At 38.5% G+C, this 4,428-nt stretch carries 8 protein-coding genes; 2 read left to right on the top strand and 6 right to left on the bottom strand.

Features of this window, described 5'->3' with window-relative positions:
* Nucleotides 1-55 precede the first annotated feature (55 nt).
* Both ACYQ21_RS14710 and ACYQ21_RS14705 read left to right on the top strand, forming a co-directional pair.
* Nucleotides 56-322 carry a type II toxin-antitoxin system Phd/YefM family antitoxin gene (locus ACYQ21_RS14710; RefSeq protein ID WP_172355004.1) on the top strand — a complete coding sequence of 89 codons (267 nt, stop codon included), beginning with the start codon at nt 56-58 and terminating at the stop codon, nt 320-322.
* Nucleotides 315-572: a Txe/YoeB family addiction module toxin gene (locus ACYQ21_RS14705; protein WP_460059353.1), complete on the top strand. Its 258-nt coding sequence runs from the start codon at nt 315-317 to the stop codon at nt 570-572. The genes ACYQ21_RS14710 and ACYQ21_RS14705 overlap by 8 nt, the downstream gene beginning before the upstream one ends.
* A 97-nt stretch (nt 573-669) precedes the next feature.
* Here ACYQ21_RS14705 and ACYQ21_RS14700 read toward each other — a convergent pair whose 3' ends face one another.
* The 6 genes from ACYQ21_RS14700 to ACYQ21_RS14675 form a co-directional block, all read right to left on the bottom strand.
* The gene (locus ACYQ21_RS14700; RefSeq protein ID WP_460059351.1) at nt 670-1,806 is read right to left on the bottom strand and encodes a helical hairpin domain-containing protein; all 1,137 of its coding nucleotides are present in this window, start codon (nt 1,804-1,806) and stop codon (nt 670-672) included.
* On the bottom strand, nt 1,787-2,305 hold the full coding sequence (locus ACYQ21_RS14695; protein ID WP_460059349.1) for a relaxase/mobilization nuclease domain-containing protein: 519 nt from the start codon (nt 2,303-2,305) through the stop codon (nt 1,787-1,789). The genes ACYQ21_RS14700 and ACYQ21_RS14695 overlap by 20 nt, the downstream gene beginning before the upstream one ends.
* On the bottom strand, nt 2,305-2,661 hold the full coding sequence (locus ACYQ21_RS14690; RefSeq protein WP_460059348.1) for a plasmid mobilization protein: 357 nt from the start codon (nt 2,659-2,661) through the stop codon (nt 2,305-2,307). Before ACYQ21_RS14690 ends, ACYQ21_RS14695 begins: the two co-directional genes overlap by 1 nt.
* A 228-nt stretch (nt 2,662-2,889) precedes the next feature.
* A complete protein-coding gene (locus ACYQ21_RS14685; RefSeq protein WP_460059346.1) occupies nt 2,890-3,159 on the bottom strand; it encodes a hypothetical protein in 270 nt (89 codons plus the stop codon).
* The gene (locus ACYQ21_RS14680) at nt 3,146-3,469 is read right to left on the bottom strand and encodes a hypothetical protein (protein ID WP_460059345.1); all 324 of its coding nucleotides are present in this window, start codon (nt 3,467-3,469) and stop codon (nt 3,146-3,148) included. The genes ACYQ21_RS14685 and ACYQ21_RS14680 overlap by 14 nt, the downstream gene beginning before the upstream one ends.
* Nucleotides 3,470-3,536: 67 nt before the next feature.
* The coding region (locus tag ACYQ21_RS14675; protein ID WP_460059344.1) for a pilin N-terminal domain-containing protein at nt 3,537-4,428 on the bottom strand (892 nt) is incomplete at its 5' end.

Here is a 4,428-nt window from a genome sequence, read left to right as displayed (position 1 = left end):
GCTTGATTTATTGTACAAAAAGCAGTACAATATAAATATAGAAAGAGGTGGCTTATTGGAAGCAGTAGCTTATAGTAATTTCCGTGCTAATCTAAAATCATACATGAAGAAAGTCAATGATGATAGCGATGTTATCATCGTGACGAACAAAAAACCAGAGGAAAATGTTGTTGTCTTATCGAAGATTGATTATGATAATCTGATTGAAAATAACTACATCTTGAATAATCAATATCTCATGGAGAAAATCCAACGTGCTGATAAGCAATTTAATGCAGGCAAAGGAATCATACGTGACCTGATTGAGGTAGACGATGATTAAATCATGGAGTGATGATGCCTGGGATGATTATCTATCTTGGCAAACTCAAGATAAAAGGACACTCAAGAAAATCAATAATCTAATCAAAGACATTGAACGAGATCCATTTAACGGGATAGGAAAACCAGAAATCTTAAAAGAAGATTTATCTGGTAAAATCTCTCGTCGAATAAACGAAAAAGATAGATTAGTCTACAAAGTTGAAGCTGACATTTTATTTATCTACTCTGCTAAGGATCATTATTCTTGATGAATAAAATTCCCTCACAACAACAAAAGCACTCAGTATGAAAGTAGAATTTTCTACCTTCATACTGAGTGCTTTTGTTTTAATTTTAAATAACACATTAAAGTTTTTTCCCTGCTTTTTCCTCCCCTTTATATTCTTGTTCAATCGTTTGTGTTTGCTCTAACTCTTCCACGATACTTTCAAATTGATCACGTAGGGCGCTTGTCTCAATTTCAATTTGCTCTACCAAAATTTCAGATTTGTCATAGATTAAATGTTGCGGCACGTTTAAGTCGGTCAAAAGTTTAATGGCAAACTCCTGTTCAAAGCCATCATCTGACTGTAAAGCGAGTAAGGCTTTTGAAATCTGCTGCTGACGAATTAAACGGTCATCAAGTTGCTTGAGGGCGTCCTCAGTCGTTTTCAATTCTTGGTCAAATCGCTCTAGTAAATCACGCAACTGCGCACCAGAAGTTACACCATGAGCTGATAGAAAGTTAAACTGTTCAACCAAGTGTTGGATGTTGCTGATGTGTGAATTTTTCTTGATGAGTGGTGTGCCATTTTCATTTGTCAGCTGCTTGGCAATGGTCGCACCCGTCATGAACCGATTATCTTTTGAGTTATCTGGATTGATGAAATAAAAGAAATCATTCTTGTTAATGAAGACGTCAAGAGCACCCTCGTTTTGTTCAAGTGCTTGTGCAGGAATGAGAACCGTTCCTTGCTTGCCTCTGCCATAATCAAGTTTGACATACACACCTTGCTCGGTCTGAGCCTCAACTTGCCAAGGTTCTAAGCTAAAGCGCAGCTGAAACTCTTCTTGATAATTTTCTCTCTCAAGGTCATAAGCTGCCTTAATTTCTGAAATCGGGAGCACAACACCGTCATTTCGTTTAGTCGTCTCATAGACTTGTTCCAAATTATATTTTGGTGGGTCACCACGTCTGACTAAACTTCGAGCACGTGTCGCTCTTTTTTGTTCATAATCAAGCAACCTGTAAGTTGTATGCTTGCCAGACCAATTGACATCAAGTTTAAGCGCTAAAGCTTTTTGTTCAAAGTCACCGAGAGAAATCGAATGGCGTAACAGGAAATCGACCCTAGCCTTGATCTCGTCTTTGAAGTTAATCTCACGATGATAACTACCATAGGCTTTTAGTCTTCTCGTATCAGGTTTGATGATATAGGCGCCTGCCATTGCCGCATGCTTGTCCGATATTTGTCGATAGGCGTTATAAGTTTTTTTTCGCACGCCATTCAAATTTGTTCAGCGTTTTCTGATTGGTGCTGTTGAATATAATATGATTATGAATATGCGCTTGATCAACATGAGTTGCGATCACAAATTCATATTCCCCACCAAGAAATTCAACGGCTGTTTTTCGACCTATCTCATGAATTTGTTCAAGTGTTAATTTGTCATCAGGACTAAACGATTGGGTTAGATGATGAACCATAACGTCCTTATCTGTTGCCTGAAAAAAGTTTTTACGATTACCTTTACGAGCAAATGCCAGCTGCTTAGTCAATAACATTTCTTCCGAGGCACTTTCAAGGTCATCAATCAAGTAACCGCTGACCAATTGTTTTTGGATTGAACCGTTCGCATCGACCGAACGTTTGAAATCAAAATCAGGTTGTGCATCATCTATGTCATCAATCGTCGTCTTCTTTGGATTCATGATGTAGATGATTGCACGTTTCATCCCAGCGACACCATGGATTGGAGACAAATGTTTTGTCGCAACCACTAAAGTACCTCGCTTTCATGAGCCTTGCGTTCGTCTTTGATGAAAGTGGCTACCAAACTTTTAACGCTATCAATTTGCATAAGCAAATGTTCTAACTCATCATGGCTTATCTCGCCACTCATGTTAATATATTTGACCGTCTGATTGACATTTCGACCAATCGCATTGACTGCTCGTCTTACTTCATTCAACTCGCTATAATCATGTGTGATGACCTGCCCTTTAATCAACATATGCCTTACGAAATTTTGAAAACTATTGATACCACTATCCCGAACTCTGCCCATGATAAATTGATTTTCTTCGTCGTCAAGTCGTATCAATTTCTGTATACTTCGTTGTCGCTTTTCTTTCACGATTCTTCCTACTTTCTATAAAATTTACGGATTGGCGATTAGCCCCAAAAGGGCTAAAGCCCGTGTATGGCAAGCAGAGTGTTTGGATATCCAAACACCAAAAAATAAAAATTTCGAAACTGCGGTCGTACCTCTTTGCAGTTTCAAAATTTTTATTTTTCTTGTCTTGTTGGGGTTCCCCCAATCCCCTTTTAAGCTGCTTGCGCAGGTTGGTGCGCTATGCGCAATTTAGACTATTGCGTAACAAGTGAGTAGCTCCGTTTTGAGTTGCTCAAAGTCATCTTCACTGAGATGATTGAGGGCAACGAGCTTTTGTGATTCATCTTCTGAAATATCAAGTTTTTCAGCCTGATAAGTCTTAATATTTTGAGTGAGTATCTTTTGAAAACCACTCTTTGAAATGCCACGCATTGACTCTTTAATCTGCTTTGTTTCATCATCAATTAACTCATCTATCAAAGCATTATATACAATTTGTTCAGTCCTATTCATTATCATTTACCTCGTTTTTTCTTGTCCTATTTCGTTGCATCAAGGCGTTCCCTCCGTTCAGAGATGACTTCATTTCTTCTATCTCGCTAGAGCTCAAAACAGTTTGCGGTGCTTCATACTCAATGCCTTTTGATACCTGATTAATCGCCTTTGATAAGATTATTTTTTGTTCGTGATCACTTTGACTTGCCTTTTTCGACTGTTCAGCTACAATTACCTGCTTCTCTAATTTTGGCAAATATGCAAGACTGACACCAATCAGACCAATCAACACCAAAGACAGTTTTAAAAGTGAAAAACCTTGTTTAATAGGCATCCCCTTCTTTCCTTTATTGGGGTGGTTCGTATGCCCCACCACGTGACTTTTTAGTCAGGAATTCTTGTTATCTGAAAAGATTAACCAAGTATGAAAAGAAATCAGCCTTAATTCCTGTATTAGGAAACTCTTTCTTGCCGAAAGTATCAGGAATTTTTGGAATAGCTTCTGATTTTGGATAGATGTTAAAGACATCTAAAAGTACGCCCTGAGCATCAAATTGTGGTGTCATCATAACAAATGGCATACTCAGCGTTGCGGCATTGTCAGCCACCTTATCATTGACGACATAATAGGCCCGATACTCCTGTTCCTTCACTGGGATTGTAAACTCAAACACACCATCTTCATTGTTGTAGTTTTGAGTTGCGCCCTGGGCGAACATTTTCAACTCAGTCACAGTCATCTTTTGAATTTTTGAGGTCAGTTTAGTTACAAACTCATCTGAGCTGATTGTTTCAATGTCTTCAATTGTAAAGACTTTTTTAGGAGCTGTATCGTCATCAGACGGCGTTTCGGGTGTCGTCAGGTCTGTTTGCTTATCAGATTCCTTTTCGTCCGTAGTGGACGTTTTAGAGGCTTTCTCAGGCGTTTTATTTTCTTCCGCCTCTTTACTCTTATCTGAATAAGCAGACGATGCCTTAGCATTTAGCTCATCTGCCTTTTTCTGAGCTTGTAATTTGACTGTGTCAAGCTCTTGCCACATGATTTCCGTCACATCATAGACACGGAAATTGGCACCGTTGACACCTGCTAAATTTTTAATTTCAACACCGCTTTCAAGTGTCTTTTGACTGATCACTTTATGGATTGCGATTTTTTGTTGCGTTATCGATTTTTTAGGTGTTGTCGTAACTGCAACAGTATCATTCGTTGTTTTGGTTGTTTCAGCTTGTGCCATTAAAGGCGTTGCCAGTGTTAAAAGCATTGCTGAAAACAAGATTTTTTTCCACATAATT

The organism is Pseudolactococcus yaeyamensis (assembly GCF_054658615.1).
The sequence above is the reverse complement of the archived record's forward strand: the minus strand, read 5'-3'. Positions and strand labels throughout refer to the sequence as shown.